The sequence below is a fragment of the Achromobacter spanius genome (genome assembly GCF_002812705.1).
Lineage (GTDB): Bacteria > Pseudomonadota > Gammaproteobacteria > Burkholderiales > Burkholderiaceae_B > Achromobacter > Achromobacter spanius.
Window position 1 is genome coordinate 5,097,156 of the sequence record NZ_CP025030.1, and the last position, 18,454, is coordinate 5,115,609.

At 65.2% G+C, this 18,454-nt stretch carries 17 protein-coding genes and 1 riboswitch; of the genes, 8 read left to right on the top strand and 9 right to left on the bottom strand.

Going from position 1 to position 18,454, the window contains the following annotated elements; genetic code table 11:
* Positions 1-69 precede the first annotated feature (69 nt).
* Positions 70-1,425: a spinster family MFS transporter gene (locus tag CVS48_RS23005; RefSeq protein WP_100856458.1), complete on the bottom strand. Its 1,356-nt coding sequence runs from the start codon at positions 1,423-1,425 to the stop codon at positions 70-72.
* 104 nt (positions 1,426-1,529) lie between these two features.
* Here CVS48_RS23005 and CVS48_RS23010 point away from each other — a divergent pair, with 104 nt between their 5' ends.
* The 3 genes from CVS48_RS23010 (at position 1,530) to CVS48_RS23020 (ending at position 5,141) form a co-directional block, all read left to right on the top strand.
* Positions 1,530-2,546 (top strand): AraC-like ligand-binding domain-containing protein, encoded by a 1,017-nt coding sequence (locus CVS48_RS23010; protein WP_100856459.1) that lies wholly within the window; start codon positions 1,530-1,532, stop codon positions 2,544-2,546.
* A gap of 502 nt (positions 2,547-3,048) precedes the next feature.
* The gene (locus CVS48_RS23015) at positions 3,049-4,146 is read left to right on the top strand and encodes an NAD/NADP-dependent octopine/nopaline dehydrogenase family protein (protein WP_100856460.1); all 1,098 of its coding nucleotides are present in this window, start codon (positions 3,049-3,051) and stop codon (positions 4,144-4,146) included.
* A 2-nt stretch (positions 4,147-4,148) separates the two neighbouring features.
* Complete coding sequence (locus CVS48_RS23020) at positions 4,149-5,141, top strand: 3-hydroxybutyryl-CoA dehydrogenase (RefSeq protein WP_100857818.1); 993 nt, start codon at positions 4,149-4,151, stop codon at positions 5,139-5,141.
* Here the strand turns inward: CVS48_RS23020 and ampC are convergent.
* Positions 5,138-6,433 carry a class C beta-lactamase gene (gene ampC, locus CVS48_RS23025; protein ID WP_100856461.1) on the bottom strand — a complete coding sequence of 432 codons (1,296 nt, stop codon included), beginning with the start codon at positions 6,431-6,433 and terminating at the stop codon, positions 5,138-5,140. The two genes, CVS48_RS23020 and ampC, sit on opposite strands and share 4 nt — an antisense overlap.
* Positions 6,434-6,546: 113 nt before the next feature.
* Positions 6,547-6,637, top strand: a riboswitch (glycine riboswitch).
* Between the two features lie 138 nt (positions 6,638-6,775).
* On the opposite strand from ampC, the gene CVS48_RS23030 reads away from it, so the two are divergent.
* Positions 6,776-8,023 (top strand): D-amino acid dehydrogenase, encoded by a 1,248-nt coding sequence (locus CVS48_RS23030; RefSeq protein ID WP_100856462.1) that lies wholly within the window; start codon positions 6,776-6,778, stop codon positions 8,021-8,023.
* Here CVS48_RS23030 and CVS48_RS23035 read toward each other — a convergent pair.
* The 4 genes from CVS48_RS23035 to CVS48_RS23050 all read right to left on the bottom strand — a co-directional run bounded on the left by CVS48_RS23035 (position 7,980) and on the right by CVS48_RS23050 (position 12,447).
* Positions 7,980-8,534: a M23 family metallopeptidase gene (locus CVS48_RS23035; RefSeq protein WP_100856463.1), complete on the bottom strand. Its 555-nt coding sequence runs from the start codon at positions 8,532-8,534 to the stop codon at positions 7,980-7,982. The two genes, CVS48_RS23030 and CVS48_RS23035, sit on opposite strands and share 44 nt — an antisense overlap.
* Positions 8,535-8,574: 40 nt before the next feature.
* Positions 8,575-9,819 carry a lactonase family protein gene (locus tag CVS48_RS23040; protein ID WP_100856464.1) on the bottom strand — a complete coding sequence of 415 codons (1,245 nt, stop codon included), beginning with the start codon at positions 9,817-9,819 and terminating at the stop codon, positions 8,575-8,577.
* 31 nt (positions 9,820-9,850) lie between these two features.
* Entirely contained in the window at positions 9,851-11,380 is a 1,530-nt protein-coding gene (locus CVS48_RS23045; RefSeq protein WP_100856465.1) for an FAD-binding oxidoreductase, read from the bottom strand.
* Between the two features lie 92 nt (positions 11,381-11,472).
* Positions 11,473-12,447 carry a GlxA family transcriptional regulator gene (locus tag CVS48_RS23050; RefSeq protein ID WP_100856466.1) on the bottom strand — a complete coding sequence of 325 codons (975 nt, stop codon included), beginning with the start codon at positions 12,445-12,447 and terminating at the stop codon, positions 11,473-11,475.
* 168 nt (positions 12,448-12,615) lie between these two features.
* Here CVS48_RS23050 and CVS48_RS23055 point away from each other — a divergent pair, with 168 nt between their 5' ends.
* Both CVS48_RS23055 and CVS48_RS23060 read left to right on the top strand, forming a co-directional pair.
* Positions 12,616-12,975, top strand: coding sequence for a DUF1428 domain-containing protein (locus CVS48_RS23055; RefSeq protein WP_100856467.1), 360 nt, complete (start codon positions 12,616-12,618; stop codon positions 12,973-12,975).
* A gap of 119 nt (positions 12,976-13,094) precedes the next feature.
* Positions 13,095-13,592, top strand: coding sequence for a VOC family protein (locus CVS48_RS23060; protein ID WP_100856468.1), 498 nt, complete (start codon positions 13,095-13,097; stop codon positions 13,590-13,592).
* A gap of 92 nt (positions 13,593-13,684) precedes the next feature.
* Here CVS48_RS23060 and CVS48_RS23065 read toward each other — a convergent pair whose 3' ends face one another.
* Together CVS48_RS23065 and CVS48_RS23070 are read right to left on the bottom strand one after the other, a co-directional pair.
* Positions 13,685-14,197 carry a DUF1993 domain-containing protein gene (locus tag CVS48_RS23065; RefSeq protein ID WP_100856469.1) on the bottom strand — a complete coding sequence of 171 codons (513 nt, stop codon included), beginning with the start codon at positions 14,195-14,197 and terminating at the stop codon, positions 13,685-13,687.
* Between the two features lie 146 nt (positions 14,198-14,343).
* On the bottom strand, positions 14,344-15,426 hold the full coding sequence (locus tag CVS48_RS23070; protein WP_100856470.1) for an extracellular catalytic domain type 1 short-chain-length polyhydroxyalkanoate depolymerase: 1,083 nt from the start codon (positions 15,424-15,426) through the stop codon (positions 14,344-14,346).
* 375 nt (positions 15,427-15,801) lie between these two features.
* Between CVS48_RS23070 and trhA the strand changes: the two genes are divergently transcribed.
* Entirely contained in the window at positions 15,802-16,446 is a 645-nt protein-coding gene (gene trhA / locus CVS48_RS23075) for a PAQR family membrane homeostasis protein TrhA (protein ID WP_100856471.1), read from the top strand.
* Between the two features lie 34 nt (positions 16,447-16,480).
* Here trhA and CVS48_RS23080 read toward each other — a convergent pair whose 3' ends face one another.
* Positions 16,481-17,248: an AraC family transcriptional regulator gene (locus CVS48_RS23080; RefSeq protein ID WP_100856472.1), complete on the bottom strand. Its 768-nt coding sequence runs from the start codon at positions 17,246-17,248 to the stop codon at positions 16,481-16,483.
* A gap of 106 nt (positions 17,249-17,354) precedes the next feature.
* Between CVS48_RS23080 and CVS48_RS23085 the strand changes: the two genes are divergently transcribed.
* Positions 17,355-18,206: a sulfite exporter TauE/SafE family protein gene (locus CVS48_RS23085; RefSeq protein WP_100856473.1), complete on the top strand. Its 852-nt coding sequence runs from the start codon at positions 17,355-17,357 to the stop codon at positions 18,204-18,206.
* The last annotated feature ends 248 nt before the right edge of the window (positions 18,207-18,454 follow it).

The following is an 18,454-nucleotide window of genomic DNA, read 5'->3' on the forward strand; positions in this document are numbered from 1 at the left end:
TCGCGGCACGGGTTCTGGTTAGGATTCGCCCGATTCTGCGCTGTGTACCAGCGCCCTGCCAAGCCCCATTTACAAGACGTTGCCCTGGCCGTGTTCGCGCGTGAGGCTCTGCCGGTAGCTGGCGCAGCCCGCCGCCAGCAGCAGCACGCACAGCACGGTCGCCCCCGCAATCAGCAGCGACAGCGACTGCCCCACCGCGCCGGGGGTGCCGAACAACCGGTCGGTCAGCAAGGCCACCGCCGTGGTGCCGAGCCCCAAGCCGATCAGGTTGGAAATCAGCAGGAACAGCGCGGAGACCTGTGCGCGAATCTGGTTGGGCGGCAGGATCTGCATGGCGGCGGTGGACGTCGGCATCGGAAACGAGGCAAAGAACATGGCGGGCAGCAGCAGCCCCACCGACAGCCACAAGCTGTCCACCTGCGTGAACGCCACCGCCGGCAGCGCCATGCCCACCGCGCCGATCACGCCCGCGCGCAACGGCGCATCGCGATAGCCCCGCTTGGCCAGCCCATCCATCAACCAGCCGCCGCAGAAGACGCCGGCCGTGTTGGCCACCAGCACCACCACGCCCAGCATGTAGCCGGTGTCCACGGGCGACATGCCGAAGCGGCGCATGTAGAACGCGGGCGTCCAGCTCAGCAGCGCGAACAGCACCATGGCGTAGAAAGAAAAGCCCAGGTAGTGGCAGAAGAAGGTGCGCCGGTGCCGCCCCAGAAACTCGAACGTGTCGCGGATGCTGGGCTTTTGCGCCTGGCCGTCGGCGGCGCGGCGCAGGCCCAGGCGCTGCGGGTCGCGCACGGTCAACAGAATCAGCAGCGCCACCAGCAAGCCGGGTAGCCCCACGATAAAAAACGTAACCTGCCAGGGCCGCATCGCGCCCACCCAGGGCACGACCACGCTGTCCACGCTTTTCAGCAGATTGATGACGTAGCCGCCGATCAGGAAGGCCATGCCGCCGCCAATGAACGACCCTATCGAATAGACGCCCACCGCGCGGCCGAGCTTGTCGCGCGGGAACATGTCGCTAAGCATGGAATAGGTGGCGGGCGACAAGGCGGCCTCGCCCACGCCCACGCCGATGCGCGCCAGGAACATGTGCGCAAAGTTGCGCGACAGGCCACAGGCAGCCGTCGCCAGGCTCCAGAACGCCACGCCGATCGCGATGATCTTCGGGCGCGAATAGCGGTCGGCCAGCAAGGCGATGGGAATGCCCATGACGGCATAGAACAAGGAAAACGCCAGACCGTGCAGCAGGCTGAACTGCGTGTCTGACAGTTGCAGATCGTGCTTGATCGGTTCGATCATCAGCGCCAGGATCTGCCGGTCGACGAAGGAAAATATGTACGCTAGCATGCATATCACCACGACGTACCACTCGTAGGCGTAGCGTCTTTTGGCCAGTGGCGGCAACGTGGCGTCAGTCATTTTTTTCCCTTGTCTTGTCCTTGTTTTGTCCATCGTTTGTAGGTCTTTGCGCCGCCTGACTCTATACGCCGCGCGCAACGACTGTTCCCACCGCGCAGGAAAGCATGTTCAACGACACCTATCCGCTGAACCGCCATTGCTTGCTGAACTCGGGCAACGCCGCCGAGGTCAAGGATCAGGTCAGCCAACACTTGTGGTCGCACCGCATGTGCGTCGCCCAGGGAAAACCCTTGCAGTCGCGGCTTTACGGCGTGTTCTTCGGCAACGCCGCGCTGTTCGATCTGCACTACGGCGCCGAAGTCGAGATCGACGCGGGCGACATCGCCAGCTACTACCTGATCCGCATCACGCTGCAAGGCTCGGGCCTGGTCACGCTGGGCAAGCGCAGCGCGGCCATGCAAGCGGGCAGCCTGACGATTTCATCGCCGTCCGAGCCCAGCATCATCAGCATCGGCCGCGACTGCCGCAACCTGATCCTGCGTGTGGAACGCCAGGCGCTTGAACATCAGTTGCAACGCCTGCTGGACCGGCCCATCAAGCACGCGCTGGTCTTCGACCTGGCGGTCGGCCCCGATTCCCCCGGCCTGGCCGCCGTGCGCGAAACGCTGGACTATCTTTGCCGGCTGTACCAGCACCCCGCCATCGATGGCGTCACGCAGACGCTGGCGGCGGGCTTTTCCGACTACCTGCTGGCCTTGCTGCTGACGCAGTTGCCGCACAACTATTCCGACGCGCTGCGCGCCGACCATCGCCAGCCCTTGCCGCAGCATGTGCGCCGCGCACGCGACTACATCGAGACCCATGTCGATGAGGCGATCTCATTGGCTGACCTGGCGGCGCATTGTGGCGTGTCCGTGCGTACGCTGCAAAACGGCTTCACGCAGTTTCTCAAGCAAAGCCCCAGCGACTACGTGCGCAACCAGCGCCTGACGCTGGTGCACGCCGCGCTGGAACAGGCCCGCGCGGGCGACAGCGTGACCGACATCCTGCTGCGCCACGGCGTAACCAGCTTCGGCCATTTCGCCACGCACTACCGCAAGCGCTACGGCTGCCTGCCATCAGACACCCTGCGCCAAAATCGTAGGATGGGTGAAGCGCGAGGCGCTATCCAGAAAAAATAGAATGGAGATCGCGCGTAACCCATCGGGCAGAGGTGGCGTTGTGGCTGGTGACGTTAAGAACTCCACCGCTGTTTGATGGGTTGCGCGCGTTGCGCAGCATTGTTCTTTTTTAAGGATTCTCGCGCTTCACCCATCCTACGGGGTTACGCGCGATGCGCAGCATTCGCGCGTAACTCATCGCTGCCTGCCATCAGACACCCTGCGCCAAAATCGTAGGATGGGTGAAGCGCGAGGCGCTATCCAGAAGAAATGGAATGGAGATCGCGCAACCCATCGCGCGGGGGTGGTGCTGTGGCTGATGGCGTTAAGAATTCCACCGTTGCTTGATGGGTTGCGCGCGTTGCGCAGCATTGTTCTTTTTTAAGGATTCTCGCGCTTCACCCATCCTACGAGGTCGCGCGCGATGCAATCCCTTGCCGGATCTGAACGGCGCTTGCGCGTTTGGCGCAGCCCGCGCCCCGCGCCACCGCTAGGATCAAGCCTTCATCGAAGGAGCTTGATCATGCGAATCAGCGTCATAGGCGGCGGACACGGCTGCTACGCGGCAGCCGCCGAACTTGCCGAAAACGGACACGAGGTGCGCTGGTGGCGCCGCGACGGCGCCGCCTTCCAGGGCTTGCGCGACGCCGGCGCGCTGACGGTCACCGACTATCGCGGCACGCGCCACGTTCCCTTGGGCACCGGCCCGGGCCACATTGCCCTGGCCGACGCCTTGCCAGAAGCGGTGGCCGACGCGCAAGTGCTGGTCATTCCCCTGCCCTGCACCACCCACGACGCGCTTGCCCCCGCCTTGGCGCCGCTGCTGCAAGACGACCAGGTGGTGTTCCTGCCACCCGGAACCTTCGGCAGCTACATCTTCGCGCGCGCGCAGAAAGACGCCGGCAACCCCGCCCGCGTCGCCTACGCGGAAACCGGCACGCTGCCCTATCTGGCGCGCAAGCACGGCAACACGGTGGTGATCAGCGGCTACGCCACGCGCCTGCCCACCGGCGTGTTCCCAAGCCGCCTGGCCGACAATGCGCTGGCGCTGCTGGGCCAGGCCTACCCCAGCATCGAGCCCATTGAAGACGGGCTGGCCGGCGCATTGATGAACGCCGGCCCCATCATCCACCCGCCGCTTATCCTGATGAATGCCGGCCCCTTGGAGCATTTCGACAAGTGGGACATCCACAACGAAGGCACGCAGCCGTCCATCCGCCGCGTGACCGACGCGCTGGACGCCGAACGCGTGGCCATCCGCGAGGCGCTGGGCTACGCCGCGCCGCACTTTCCGCTGGCCGATCACTACGCCAGCGAAGGCGACGAATGGATGTACGGCCGCGGCGCGCACGGCAAGCTGACCGACAGCGGCGACTGGCGCGAAACCATCGACCTGCACACGCACCGCTACATGCTGGAAGACACGCGGCTGGGCCTGTCATTCCTGGTATCCACCGGCCGCTGGGCGGGCGTGCCGACGCCGGTGGCGCAGGGGCTGCTGAACATCGCCAGCGCCATTACCGGCCGTGATCTCTACGCCGAAGGCCGCACGCTGGAACGCCTGGGGCTGGACCGCTTGTCGCGCGCCGGCATGGCGGAACTGCTGGAACAGGGGTGCTGACCATGGAAGACAGAATCTGCGTGATCGGCGCCGGCCGCATGGGCGAAGGCATCACCTTGTCGTACGTGCATGCCGGCCGCGAGGTGACGCTTATCGACATCAAGCCAAGAATGGCCGCCGAGCAAGCCGAGCACCACGCGCGCGTGCGGGCCAACCTGCGGCGCGAACTGGGCACCTTGAGCCGGCTGGGCCTGCTGGACGCCGCACAAGCCGACACCGCCATGCAGCGCGTGCGCCTGTGCGGGCGCGATGACGCCACCGCCGACGTGCAAGCCGCGCGCGTCGTCTTCGAAGCCGTGCCCGAACGCCTGGACGCCAAGCGCGACGCCTTCGCCTGGCTGGGGCAAGTCTGCGGGAAGGACGCCATCATCGCATCAACCACTTCCACGTTTCTGGTGACCGAGCTGGCGGAACTGGTGCAATACCCAGAGCGCTTTCTGAACGCGCACTGGCTCAATCCGGCGTATCTGATTCCGCTGGTTGAGGTCAGCCGTGGGCCGCGTACGAATGATGCCGCCTTGCAAGCCTTGCTGGACGTGCTGCGTCAGGCCGGCAAGGTGCCCGTGCAGTGCGCGCCCTCGGCGGGCTACATCGTGCCGCGCATCCAGGCACTGGCGATGAACGAAGCCGCCCGCATGGTCGAGGAAGGCGTGGCCAGCGCCGAAGACATCGACACCGCCGTGCGCCTGGGGTTCGGTTTGCGCTTTTCGGTGCTGGGCTTGCTGGAATTCATCGACTGGGGCGGCGGCGACATCCTGTACTACGCCTCGCGCTACCTTGAAGGCGAGATCGGCCCGCGCTTCGCGTCGCCGGACGTCATCGCCCGCAACATGGAACAAGGCCGCAACGGCCTGCGCGATGGCAAAGGTTTTTACGACTATGCGGGCGTGGACGTGGATGCCTACAAGATGGAACGCCTGGGGCAGTTGTGCAAGCGGCTGGAAATGATGGGGCTATTGCCGCGCGCGGGTGGTGCGCGCCAGCCGCCCCCTTAGTGCGCGTCCGCCTCAAGAATGCGATACGCCAGGCGCACGCGGGCTTCGTTCGGAATATTCCGATTGGCCAGGATCACCACGCCGACCTTCCTGGCCGGCACGAACGCCACGTAGGCGCCGAAGCCGTTGGTGGAACCGGTCTTGTTGATCCACACATCGGCGCGCGGCGCCTGCGGCGGGGTCAAGGCCTTGGCGGGGTAGCTCCGGCTGTTCAAGGTGCCGGCGTTGGCGGCCAGCAGCGCTTCCAGCGTCACGGGGTACGCCAGTTGTTCCCACGCCAGGTCCTGCGTCATCGGGCCCACGTCGTAGTAACCCACGTGCGTATCCGCCAGCGCCTTGGCCATCACGGCGTCACCAATGACGCGCTTGGCAATCTTCGCTTCCCGCGCGGCCTTGGCGCTGAATTCGCGCGGGGCAGACGCGACGCCCATGTTCGCGTCCACAAAACGGATCAGGTCGCTGGCGCTGGTCTTCACGCCGTAGGCTTCGTCGGCCAGCACGCCCGGGTTCACGCGCACCGGCGCGTTCTGCTTGTTGTAGCCCTGCGCGTAGTCGCCCATCCTGGCGGCCGGCACGTGGATATACGTGTTGGCCAAGCCCAGCATGGGCAACAGCGTCTTCTCCATGGCTTGCGCATAAGGCTCACCCAGGCTCTTGGCCGCCACCACGCCCAGCATGCCGATGCTGGGGTTGGCGTAGGTGCGGTACGTGCCCGGCGCGTAGCGCGGCGTCCACGCGGCCAGGTAGGCCATCAGCTGGGCGTCGTTCGTCACCGCGTCCGGCACTTGCAAGGGAAAGCCTCCGCCCGTGTGCGTACCCAGGTGGATCAGGTTCAGCTTGCCGAATGCCGTGCCTTGCAAGGCCGGCACGAAGCGCGCCGGGCTATCGGTCAGCGACAGCTTGCCCAGCGCTTGGGCATAGGTCGCCAAGGTGACGGTAAAGGTCTTGCTGATGGAGCCTAGCTCGAACAGCGTGTCGCGGCTGACGGGCGTGTGCGTTTGCAGCGAGGCCACGCCATAGTTCCGGAATTCATGGTGGCCGTCGCGCGTGACGGCAATCGCCAGGCCGGCCACGTCGTACTCCTGCATCAGCGCGTGCACGGCGTCATCGATATCGACGCCAGGAGGCACCGGCTCGGCACGCACGGGCTGGCTGGAGGCGGCGGATTGATCGGCCGTTGCAGGCGACGAGCCCGCCTGAACGCCGGACACGGCCACCAACGAAAACACAGCGCCGCCGGCCACGGTGGCCAGGGCTTGCAAGAAGGCGCGTCGCGCGGCGTGAAACGTCATTCCTATCGTCCTCTTGGTTTGCGCCGGCCCAACAACGCAGGCGGCGCACGCGACATAGTACTAACCCTGAATCAATTACGACAGGAACTTGGCTATTCTCTACCCCGTCGATTCAAAACCGCGTAGAAGAGATTGGCCCTTGCGGCCGGCGCCGACGGAGCAACCGCCCCGGAAACTCTCAGGCAACAGGACTGCGCGCGTCTAGACAATCTGGAGAGAGGCGCGGTGCGCGCCCACCGAAGGGGAACCCGCCGCAAAGCCGGCCGGGTGAAGCACTCAGGTATCAAAGACAGATGGGGTGCCGCATCCGTATTGGTCGCGGCCACACCGTCTGGAGCCACCATGCCTCGCATCGCCATCATTGGCGCCGGTATCACCGGCGTCACGTCCGCCTATGCCTTGTGCAAACTGAAATACCAGGTCACCGTCTACGACCGCCAGCGCTATCCCGCCATGGAAACGTCCTACGCCAACGGCGGCCAACTGTCCGCCAGCAACGCCGAGGTCTGGAACAGCACCGCGACCATTTTCAAAGGGCTGCGCTGGATGCTGCGCAAGAACGCGCCGCTATTGCTGAACCCCCGGTTCAGTTGGCACAAGTATTCGTGGCTGGCGCCGTTCATGGCGCAAATTCCCAATTACCGCGACAACACCATCGCCACCACCCGCCTGGCGATCCAGGCGCGCCAGCACCTGTTTGACATGGCCGAGGCCGAAGGCATCGACTTCGACCTGGAACGCCGGGGCATCCTGCACATCTACCATGACGCTGCCAGCTTCAAGGCGGCGCACCGCGCCAACACGCTGCTGCAAGCCGGCGGCCTGGACCGCTACGCGGTGACGGCCGACGAAGCCCGCGCCATCGAACCCACCCTGCAAACCGGATGCCACGGCGGCTTCTACACGCCATCGGACGCCACCGGCGACATCCATAAGTTCACCCGAGGCCTGGCCCGCGCCTGCGAACGCCGTGGCGTGAGCTTCGTGCAAGACGCCGACATCGGCGCCATCCGCCCGCACAACGGCGGTTACGGGCTGGAGGTGCGGCGCAACGGCGGCACCGAACGCGAACCGCACGAGGCCGACGCCATCGTGGTGTGCGCGGGATCCGCCAGCCGACAATTCGCCAAGCTGCTGGGCGACAGGTTGAACATCTACCCGGTCAAGGGCTATTCGATCAGCGTGCACCTGGACGACGCCGACAGCCGCGCCGCTGCGCCCCGCGTCAGCTTGCTGGACGAAGCCGCAAAGATCGTCACCAGCCGCCTGGGCGACCGCTTCCGCGTGGCGGGTACGGCCGAGTTCAACGGCTTCAACCTGGACATCCGCGCCGAGCGCGTGCAACCCCTGATCGACTGGACCCGCAAGCATTTTCCCAACGTAATGACATCGCGCGTCGTGCCGTGGTGCGGCCTGCGCCCCATGACGCCCAACATGCTGCCGCGCGTGGGGCCGGGCAAGCGCCCGGGGGTGTTCTACAACACCGGGCATGGGCACTTGGGCTGGACGTTATCGGCGGCGACGGCGCAGGTGCTGGCGGAGGGCGTCAGGGCGGCGTTTCCTTCGTCACCAACAGCGCATGCGGGTTGATGGCCCCGCCGTCATAAATTCCGTAATGCAGATGCGGCGGCGTTCCTTGGGCATTCCCCGTATTGCCGACATAACCCAGCACATCGCCCGGCGCCACCAATTGCCCGCGTTCAATGTCGGCGTAGCCGTCCAGATGCGCGTAGTAATGCCGTTGGCGGCCAGGGCCCAGCACCCATACCACCTGGCCGCCAAGCTTGTTCGTGCCCACCTGCATCACGACGCCTTCGGTCGTGGACAGCACGGGCGTGCCACGGGGGGCAAAGATGTCGATGCCTTCATGACGCCGGCCGTTCGACCGGGCGGCGCCCCAGGTGTCGGAAAGGCGCGCGGCGGACACGCCCTGCACCGGTACGGGCAATGACGTAGGGGCTTGCTGCCAAGCAAGGCGCGCCATATGCCACGGCGCGCGCGCCGCGTCGGGCAAGCGCGGCCACGCCCAGACCGCCAGCGCGGCCAACAAGGAAAGTACAACGATGCGCCTGATGAAGCGCAAGACAGGGTTGGCGTTCATGAACGGTTCGACGCCAAGCGGTCGGGGGGGTTCCCTGGTGTCAGGCAAACACCAGGCACACCGGCGTGGGCACCTGGGCCACCACGTCGGGGTTGTCCAGGCGCCCCGTTGCGGCTTCGATACGCAAGCGCAGGATCGAATCGCCCTTCTGGTTCAGCGCATACAACGCACCGCCATCCGGCGACATGCTCAGCGCGCGGGGAAAGCGCAGCCCTTCGGTCCAGACTTGCAGCGGCGTCAGCGCGCCGTCCGCGCCTATGCCAAAGACGGCAATGCTGTCCGCCTGCGGGTGATCGTTTTGCACGCGGCGGGTTGAAACATACAGAAAGCGGCCGGACGGATGCATGAGCAGCGCCGCCGCGTTACCCGTGCCGGTAAAACCGACGGGCGTGGCCGGGACGGTGTGGCGGTGTTCCAGCACACGGCCCGCGACGGCGTCATACCCGTGGCACGACACGCTGGCATCGAGCTCATTGACGACATACAGCAGCGCGCCGTCGGGATGCAGCGCCAGATGACGTGGCCCGCTGCCCGGGGGCAGTTCAGTGCGCCCGGAGAGCGACAAGTTGCCGTCTTCCAGCGTGAATGCATTGATGCGGTCGCTGCCCAGGTCGGTAGCCAGCACGCGCTGGCCAGTGGGGTCGAACAGCACCATGTGCGGGTGGGCGGACTGCTGTTCGGGACGCGGGCCGGAGCCGGTTTCCTTGACGATGCCCGACACCGCGCCCAGCGAACCATCGCGCTGGATGGGCAGCACGTTGTAGGTGCCGCCCAGGTACTGCGCGGTGACCAGATGCTTGCCGTCCGGCGATACCGCCAGGTGCGCTGGCGCGGTGCTGGATAGGGACAGCGGCTGCCGGTTCAACAATCGCAGGCTGCCATCCGAGACATCGATGGCATAGGCCTCGGCCGTGCCCCGGGGCAACCCTTGCCAGTGTTCGATCTCGTTGATGGCATACAGAAAGCGCCGCGTGGGATGCACGGCCAGATAGGACGGGTTGTCGCTTTCCATTACCTGGACCAGCCGCCAGCCTTGCGCGCGCATCGCAAACACGTGGATGCCCGCGGACGGTGGCCCGCCTGCCGTGCCGCCCGGCGCATCGTGCGTGTACGTGCCCACATAGGCAAAGCCGGCGGGATCGGCTAGGGATGCAAGCGATGCGGAAGATGTGGCCGATGCCGACGCGCCCATCGCGGACAGCCACGGCGCCGCCGCGCTCGCGGCCGACAAGCCACCGGCAAGCTGGATGAAGGATCTGCGCGGCGCGCTGAAGAAGGTGTTCATGGCAGGCTCCGGCAAGGCGAATCGTGCGTCATCACGGGCGCACCGACATCGCATGGTGGAAGACATTATTCGGATCGTAGCGGCGCTTGACCTGTTGCAGGAAAGGATAAAGCTCGCCCTTTCCGTAATACAACTGCGGCCAAAAGGCATGCGCAAGCATGTCGCGGTCGGGGTAGTTGATGTAGCAGCCTTGATACCTATCCCCCGGATACGGCGTGCCCGCAAACTCGGACAAGGCGGACGAGGCCGCCGGATCCGTATACACATCGCGGTAGAAGTCCGTCATCCAGCGCAAATGGATGGCGTCCTGGTCGGCGTGGGTCCAGTAGGTTTGGTATTGCAGCTTCATGACCGATTCACGCTGATGCACGGCGGTGTCGCGCAGGCGTTCGGGCCGGTTGATGGCGCCGCCATATGAGTCCACCTGCAACAACGACTGGCGCAGGTCGGCGCCGGGCATGTCGTGGGTCAGATGCGCATAAATGCGCGCGGATTCATGCGCGCTGAAGTTGCGCTTCATGTAGGCCGACTTGTATTTGCCGCGCTGATTGGGCCCCGAACCATTGAGCGTTTGCGTGGCCGCCAGCCAGTCGTAGCGGATAACCGTATGCGGCTCGCTGCAAAGCAGGTCGCCGCCCATGCGCGGGCGTGGCAGGCCCGGCGTGGTGGCGCGCGCGGCAACCGGCGCGCACGCACGGAAGCGGTCCAGGAAATCTTGCAGCACCGTCAGATCTCGGCAGGTGCCGTCTGGGTTGCAGAACTGCACGATCATCACGATCTGCCCCGCCGCCTGATGCGTGAGCTTCAGCAACGAGAACATGCCCCAGGTGTCGGCGGCCCTGCCCCGCGTTTCCCAATAGCTGCCGTAGATGTCCAGCAGTTGCGCAAAGCGCCGAGGCGTCATGCCGGCCCAGTCGAATGCGACGGTGGCGATAGCCACTTCGCGCGGGGCCTGCGGCAATGTGGCGAAACCATAGCTGGTGATCACGCCGAAGTTTCCGCCACCTGCGCCTCGGCAGGCACGAAACAGGTCTGCGTCGCGCGTGGCGTCCACGGTGCGCGGTACGACGTTGCCGCCCGCGTCCACGGTCAGGATGTCGACCGCGCTCAACCAGTCGCACGCCAGCCCTTGCAGGCGCGACAGCAGGCCGTAGCCGCCGCCTGTGATGTGGCCGCCCGCCGCCACCGAATAGCAGGAACCGCCGGGCAAGGACACGCCATGACGCTTGTACAGGTCCAGGTCGCCGTTCCAGTTCTGCGAACCAGCCGCAATGCGCAGCAGCCCGTCGGATGACGGCGGCACGCGGTCCAGCAGGCTGAGGTCCAGGATGGCGCCGCCCGGATTGTTCGACACGAAGTCCTCATAACAATGGCCCCCGCTGCGTATCGTGGGGCGCTTGCCCTGGGCCACGATGCGGGCCAGGGCGCGGGCCGCGTCATCGGGCGTTTCACAGAGTTCGATGCGCGCGGCCGCATCGCCGGGCTGGGCGGGCCACCGCAGGTTGAAGCCCTTTTTCAGGGTCTTGTAGCGGGGATCGTCGTGGGTCACGCTGATGCTCATGTCGGCTTGCCTCCCGGGCCTGGGAGTCAGGCCGCGACGCATCAAGGATAGGCCGAGAGCACTCCGAACATCTGTAAGAGAAGTCCGATTTTCTACTGATACCGTTCGCGATATCCCACCGGCGACATGCCGCAGTATTTATTGAAAATATCGCGAAACGCCTTGGTGTCGTTGTAGCCCACTTCGTACATGACTTCGGCCACACTCTTGCGCGAACTTTCCAGCCGTTTCTTGGCCGCTTCCACTCGCACGCGTTGCAGGTATTCCACGATGCTGTTGCCCGTGGCCTGCCGAAAGCGCCGTTCCAGCGTGCGGCGTCCCATGGCGTGGCGGCCGGCCAGATCTTCCACGGTGATTTTCTCCGTGTAGCGGCCTTCGATATAGGTCTGCACGGCGCGCACCACCTCGTCGGCGTGAGCCTTCTGGCCCATGAACACCGCGAACGGCAATTGGCTCTGGCGGCTCCAGTCCAGTTGGAAATACTTGGCGCACCAGATGGCGGTGTCGCGGTCGGTATATTTTTCGATCAGGTGCAGCACCAGATGCGCCGCGGAAAATGCGCCGCCGCTGGTGTAGACGCCGTTCTCGGCCATGACGACACGGTCGCTGATCCAGCGGACATTCGGAAAGAGGCTGGCGTACAGGTTTTGCGCCACCCAATGCACTACCGCCTGCTGTCCGTCCAGCACGCCGCCCGCGGCCAACAACGCGGCGCCCACGCACAAACTGGCCACTTCGCCGCCGTTACGATGATGCGTCGACAACCAGTCGATCAGCTCGCGGTTGGACTGGACCACGTCGGACACGGTGCCCAACAATGGCGGCGCAATGCAGATGTCGATGTGCGGCGCGTCAGCCAGCACCAGATCGGCCTGCACCTTGATGCGCCCCTCGTCCAGGCTGACCTCGCGCGTGAGCGCCAGGGTGCGCACGTGGAATTGGGGTTCGCGCCCTTGCGCGGCCAGGTAGTTGTTGGCCACCAGGAAGCCGTGGCGCGCGGTTTCCAGGGACGCAATGTTGGTGCCCGTGGGCAGAAGAAACGCGACGTTTTTCATGACGCTAAGCATACGCCCGCGCGTTGACGCAATCTACCCGCAAGAATGTCGCAATCCCCTATCTGAAAGCGTCGTCTATCCCGATAAAGTGGCGTTTACGGCCTGGGAGGCCGGACGGCGGCAGGCGTGGCCAGCGGGCGCGCCCCGCCGATACAACAACAGCGACCAAAGGAGTGTGCGATGGAAGAATACGTAGATGGTTTCTTGCTGCCGGTGCCCAAGGCCAATCTGGCCGACTACAAGAAGATGGCAGAACAGGCCAAGGTGGTTTGGCTGGATCATGGCGCGCTGGATTACCGCGAATGCGTGGCCGATGAACCGGGCGGTGAAAACATGCGCTCGTTTGCGGAAGCCGCAGGCGTGAAGGATGGGGAAACGGCGGTCTTCGCCTGGATTCTGTATGCAAGCAAGGCCGACCGCGACCGCATCAACCCGCTGGTCATGGCCGACCCCCGCTTGGCCAATATGAGCGGTTGCGAAAACGTGTTCGATTTCAAGCGGATGTGCTGGGGCGGATTCAGCACTTTGGTAAGCAAATAAAAAAAGTGGCGCGGCGTGTCGATATCGGCACCGCCCGTTCGTCGTATAGGCAGGGACCAGCCGGCGTGCGGCGCCGCTCCGTCCCCCACTCACCCCCCGACAATTTCCGGAGACGCACCATGGCTACGCCCGCCACCACGCCCATTCCCGCCGGCATGCACACGCTGACCGCGCACATCATCTGCGAAGGCGCCGCCGACGCCATCGCCTTCTACAAAAAAGCCTTCCACGCCGAGGAGCTTGCGCGCTTGCCCGGCCCGGGTGGCAAGATCATGCACGCGGCCGTGCGCATCGGCGATTCCGTGCTGATGCTGATGGATGATTTTGCCGAATGGGGCAGCCTGGGGCCGAAGGCGCTCAAAGGCACGCCCGTCACGCTGCACCTGTACGTGAAGGACGTGGACGCCGCGATGAAGCAAGCGCTGGACGCCGGCGCCACCATGGCGATGCCGGCCGAGGATATGTTCTGGGGCGACCGCTACGGCCAGGTGGTGGACCCGTTTGGTCACCGCTGGTCGATCGCCACGCACCAGTTCGACTACACGCCCGAAGAAATCCAGCAGAACATGGCCAAGATGGGCGAGATGTCGGGTTGCGGCGAGGCCGCCAAGAAGTAAACCTGCCTGGCAGGCGGTGGGCACGCAGGGTCTGCGTTTGCTCAACGCCTTGCCTGCGTTTGCTCAACGCCTTGCCTGCGTTTGGTTGCCGCTTATTGCGAGTACGGCCCCAGGAAATCCAGCTTGGCGAGCTTCACGCCCGCATTGCGCAGGATCGCGTAGGCGGTCGTCACGTGGAAGTAGAAGTTTGGCAGCGCAAAGCTCAGCAGATACGTGTCGCCCTTGAACTCGGGCTTGAAGTCGCCGAAGTTGATGACGATCTGCCGGTCTTCGGCGCCGTCGAACTGCTCGGGCGTCACGCTTTGCAGATAGGCGATCGTGTCCTGGATGCGTTGCTGCAATTGCGCAAACGTGGTTTCGTCATCGGGAAACTTGGGCGCCTGCCCTTGCGACAAGCGCTGCACGGCGAACTTGGCCGCATCGCTGGCGCGCTGGATCTGGCCCGACAAGGGGTACATGTCAGGCGCCAGCCGCGCGTTGACCAGATCAGCGGGGTCGGTGCCCGCCGCCTCGGCATGGGCAAGGCCCTTTTCCAGCAGGCTGGCCAGCACGGTCAAGCCGCGGATGAACACGGGCACGGATGCCTGATAAACAGAAAGCGTCATGGCAGGAAATTCCAAAGGGGTTCGTCTGGTGGGCGCCGCGCGGAATGCGGCAAGCGCCAGGGATGCGGCGATGTTACTGCCGCCGCGCGCGGTTTCCCTGGCATGCGGGCTCGACATATCCATTCCCGAAATCGGAACAATCCTGCCTAGGGTTTTGGCCGGCCCGCGCCCACGCGGCGCAAGCCCTGGAAGAACCGCCACACCAGCGCCGACGCATCCGGCCCGCCCCGGGCGTGATACTTCTCCGAGGCGTCGCCGCCGCTCCAGGCATGCTCCAGCCGTGTGATCTCACATAAGCGCAACACGGCTTTACGGCCGCGCAGCAAGTCCACGCGGCGGTAGGCCTTGTCGGTGCCCAAGCCCAGCACGCGCTCAACCGGCACGTCTTCGGGGCGCAGGTCGTTCAGTGCGCGGAACTGCTCGAACAATTGTTTGGCGTTGCGCGGCGCCACCGCAGGGTCCAGTTGACCTTGAAGAATCAGCGCGGGCATGCCCAGTTGAAACACGGCCGGGTCCGACACGCTTGCCAGCATCGGCAGCAAGGGCTTGACCGAGCCGCGCCGCATGGTGCTGATGCCGCCCGTGGCACTGTGGGCGTCGCCCACCACCGGCCCGGAATGCATCGCCACCGCTGCGATCAACGACGGATGGCGCAAGGCCACCAAGGCCGCCATGCCCGCGCCCGCGGACAGGCCGGCCACGTACACACGCTCGGGGTCCAGGCCGTGCCGCGCCACTTCCGACTGGATCAGCGCCGCGATCAAATCGGCCTCGGCGCCACCATGAGCGTCGTCGGGCTGGAACCAGCGCCAGCAGCGCTGCACCTGGCGCGTCATGGATTGCTGCGGATACAGCACCATGAAGCCGCCGGCGTCCGCCCATTGGTTCATGCGGGTACCACGCGCGAACGCCAGCGCGGTCTGGCGACAGCCATGCAACATCACCACCACGGGCATGCCCGTGGGCGGCGCGGAAGCCGGGGTATAGCGCGCAAAGCTCAGTTGGCGCCCCTGTCCATCGGAAAACTGCCGGGAGCCTTCCCAGCGCCCGCTACCCAGCGATGGGGCCACGGGCTGCCGTGGAGTAGACGTGGCCGGCGCTGTTTTGGCCGCCGTCTTGGCCGCCGCCTTGCGCGCGGGCTTGGGCGTCGCCATGCGCATCGCCGTGCGTTGCAGCTTGCTCAGCTTCTTTGCCGCTTTGAAAAACAGACTGGTAAAACTGCGCGCCATTGGTAGGCCTCGGCCAGTAAACCTGCTAGAACCTCCCGGCCAAGCCGGGGCCGCCCGTCAGCCATTGCAAACGGGACACCAACGCAACGGCGATGGTCAGAACGGTAAGAGTATCTGTTGCGCTGACGCCGATGCGCCAACGCGGGTGCGAGCCCAGGAAAAAGAACAAGGCGTCCGCCTCTGCGGGCGGTTGGACAGCCGCATGAAATGTATCACAGGGTAACTGTGGAGGAGGTCGGATCCCATTGATCGCGTGCGCTGGGCTTGCACAATATCAAGCCCCACCCGCATCCCCCGTGCCCACCACCCCGCCACCCATTGAGCCCACCGCCCAAAGCGCTTATGGTTGTAGCCTTGCATCAATAAGACGTATTCATGTTTCCCAACGACCGTCCCCAAACCTTCGGCGAAGAAATCGCCAACACCATCAGCCACGGCATTGGCGCCGTGGGCGCTTTGGCCGCCGCGCCCATCCTGATTGTGGCGGCAGTCCGTCAGGGCGATGCCGCCTTCATCGCGGCCGCGGCGGTTTTCGCGGCGTCGATGTGTTTGCTGTATCTGGCATCCACGATTTATCACGCCTTGCCGCTGTGCCGAGCCAAGCAGATCTTCAACGTGCTGGACCACTCGGCCATTTACCTGCTGATTGCCGGCACCTATACGCCGTTTGCCTTGGGCGCGCTGCGTGGTCCCTGGGGCTGGACCTTGTTTGGGCTGGTGTGGGCGATGGCGTTGCTGGGTGTGGGGTTGAAGGCCAGCAAGCGGCTGAACCGCCCTGCCCTGTCCACCGGCTTGTACCTGGCCATGGGGTGGCTGGTGATCATCGCGGTCAAACCATTGATTGAAAGCGTGCCCACTGGCGGGCTTGCCTGGCTGGTGGCGGGCGGGCTGGCGTATACGGGCGGCGTCGTCTTCTTCGTGTTTGACAACCGCTGGCGCTACAGCCATTTCATCTGGCATCTGTTCGTGCTGGCGGGCACGGTCTGCCACTTTTTTGCGGTGCTTTGGTACGCGGCCTGAGCTTCGCGCGACGCCCCCACGTGGCGCCCCGGCTCTAGCGATGCCGTAGATAGTCAGTGGGCGCGCGCCCCAACACGCGGCGGAACATCGTTGAAAAGGCGGCGGGGCTTTGATAGCCGAAGTCCAGCGCAATGGCGGTGACCGATCCACCGGCCGCCAGGCGCGCCAGCGCCAAGACCACGCAAGCACGTTGACGCCATTGCGCAAACGCCATGCCCGTCTGCTGACGGAAATATCGGCTGAAGGTACGCGGACTCATATGCAGGCGGTCTGCCCAGGTTTGCGGCGGCATGCGGGCATCCGGCGCGGCAATGAAAGCACGACATAGCGGCGCCAGCTTCTTGTCGCGCGGCAGCGGAATATGCAGCGGCAACACGGGCGCGCGTTCCACCTCGTGCAGCAGCAAGGCCGCCAGCGCGCCGTCGCGGCCCGTGTTGTCATAGGCCGCGGGCATGTCTACCGCGTCCAACAACAACTGCCGCAACAGCGGCGACACCTCGATCACTTCGCATACATCCTGATCGGCGCGCGCCGCGCCCGGTTCGATATACGCGCTGCGCGTGCTGACGTCCCACATGCGCACCTGATGGGTCACGCCGGCGGGGATCCACACCGCGCGCTGCGGCGGCACCACCCAATTGCCGTCGCGCGTGACCACATGCATGACGCCGGTTGCGCCATACAGCAGTTGCGCCCGCCGATGCGCATGCGCCGGCAGCACATGACCGGGCGGGTAGTCGTTGCCGATGGCGACCACCGCGCGGTCCAGCGCGTCGTAGCGGTCGATATGCGTATTGCGCATGCGATAAGAAGGGTTTGGCCGAAACTCAAACATTATTGTCCAAAGCGCGATAACCAGCCACCGCCCCACGCCGTATCGTCCTGGCTTGTTCTTCAGGATGACAACCATGCTTTATCTATTACTGGCGTTATTCGGCGGACTCAGCGGTGTCACCACCGTGTTGTTCGGCTTTGGCGGCGGCTTTGTCGTGGTGCCCGTGCTGTATGGCGCACTGACCGCCATGCATGGCGCAAATTCAGGTGCAAACTTCGGTACAACAACGGGCGCCATCGACCTTATCGGCCAGTCCGCGATGCATATCGCGGTAGCCACGTCCACGTGCGTGATGGTGGTGAACGCCTTCGCCGCAACGCGCAAGCATCAGCGCGCGGGCAACCTTTTGCGCGCGTACATCTGGCCGCTGGCGGCGTATATCGCCGTGGGTGCGCTGCTGGGCGCGTGGGCCGCCACGCGCGCCAGCGGCGACCTGGTGCGCTGGGCCTTCATCGCCTACCTGGCCGTGACCATCCTGGACTGCCTGCTGCGCCAAGGCTTCTTGGCGCAAGCCGACGGCCGCGCGCCCGTGCCGCTGGGCCGGGGCGTTGTGGTGGGTGGCGGCGTGGTGATCGGCGCCATCGCCACGTTTCTGGGTGTGGGTGGCAGCGTGATGACGGTGCCGCTGCTGCGCCGTCGCGGCCTGCCCATGGCCCAGGCAGCGGCGATGGCAAACCCGTTGACCTTGCCGGTGGCCATCGTGGGCACCGTGGCCTACATGGCGGCGGCGCGCGGCCTGCCGGCCCCGCTTGCGCCGTGGATCATCGGCTATGTCGACCTGTTGGCTTTCGCGGTGCTGGCGCTGGGCTCGTTGGCGGGCATCCGGCTGGCGGCCCCGCTGATTCCCCGCATTCCCGACCGCCTGCACGCACGCGTCTACATCGCGCTGCTGGCGCTGGTGTTGGTGAGCATGCTGGTGATCTGACGGGCCGTCTTCGACGCCCTGGCGCAAAGCGACGGACCATGACTTCGTAGGATGGGTGAAGCGCGCGGTGTCGGTGGCAAGATCGCCGGGGCAGCATCGCGCGCAACCCATCTGGCAGCGGTCCGATTTTTATCCACCGGCGGGTGATGGGTTGCGCGCGTTGGGCGCTTGGGTTTTTCTGGACGTCTCCTCGCGCTACACCCATCCTACGATCGCCCGCACCGCAACGTCACGCAGGCGCACACCTA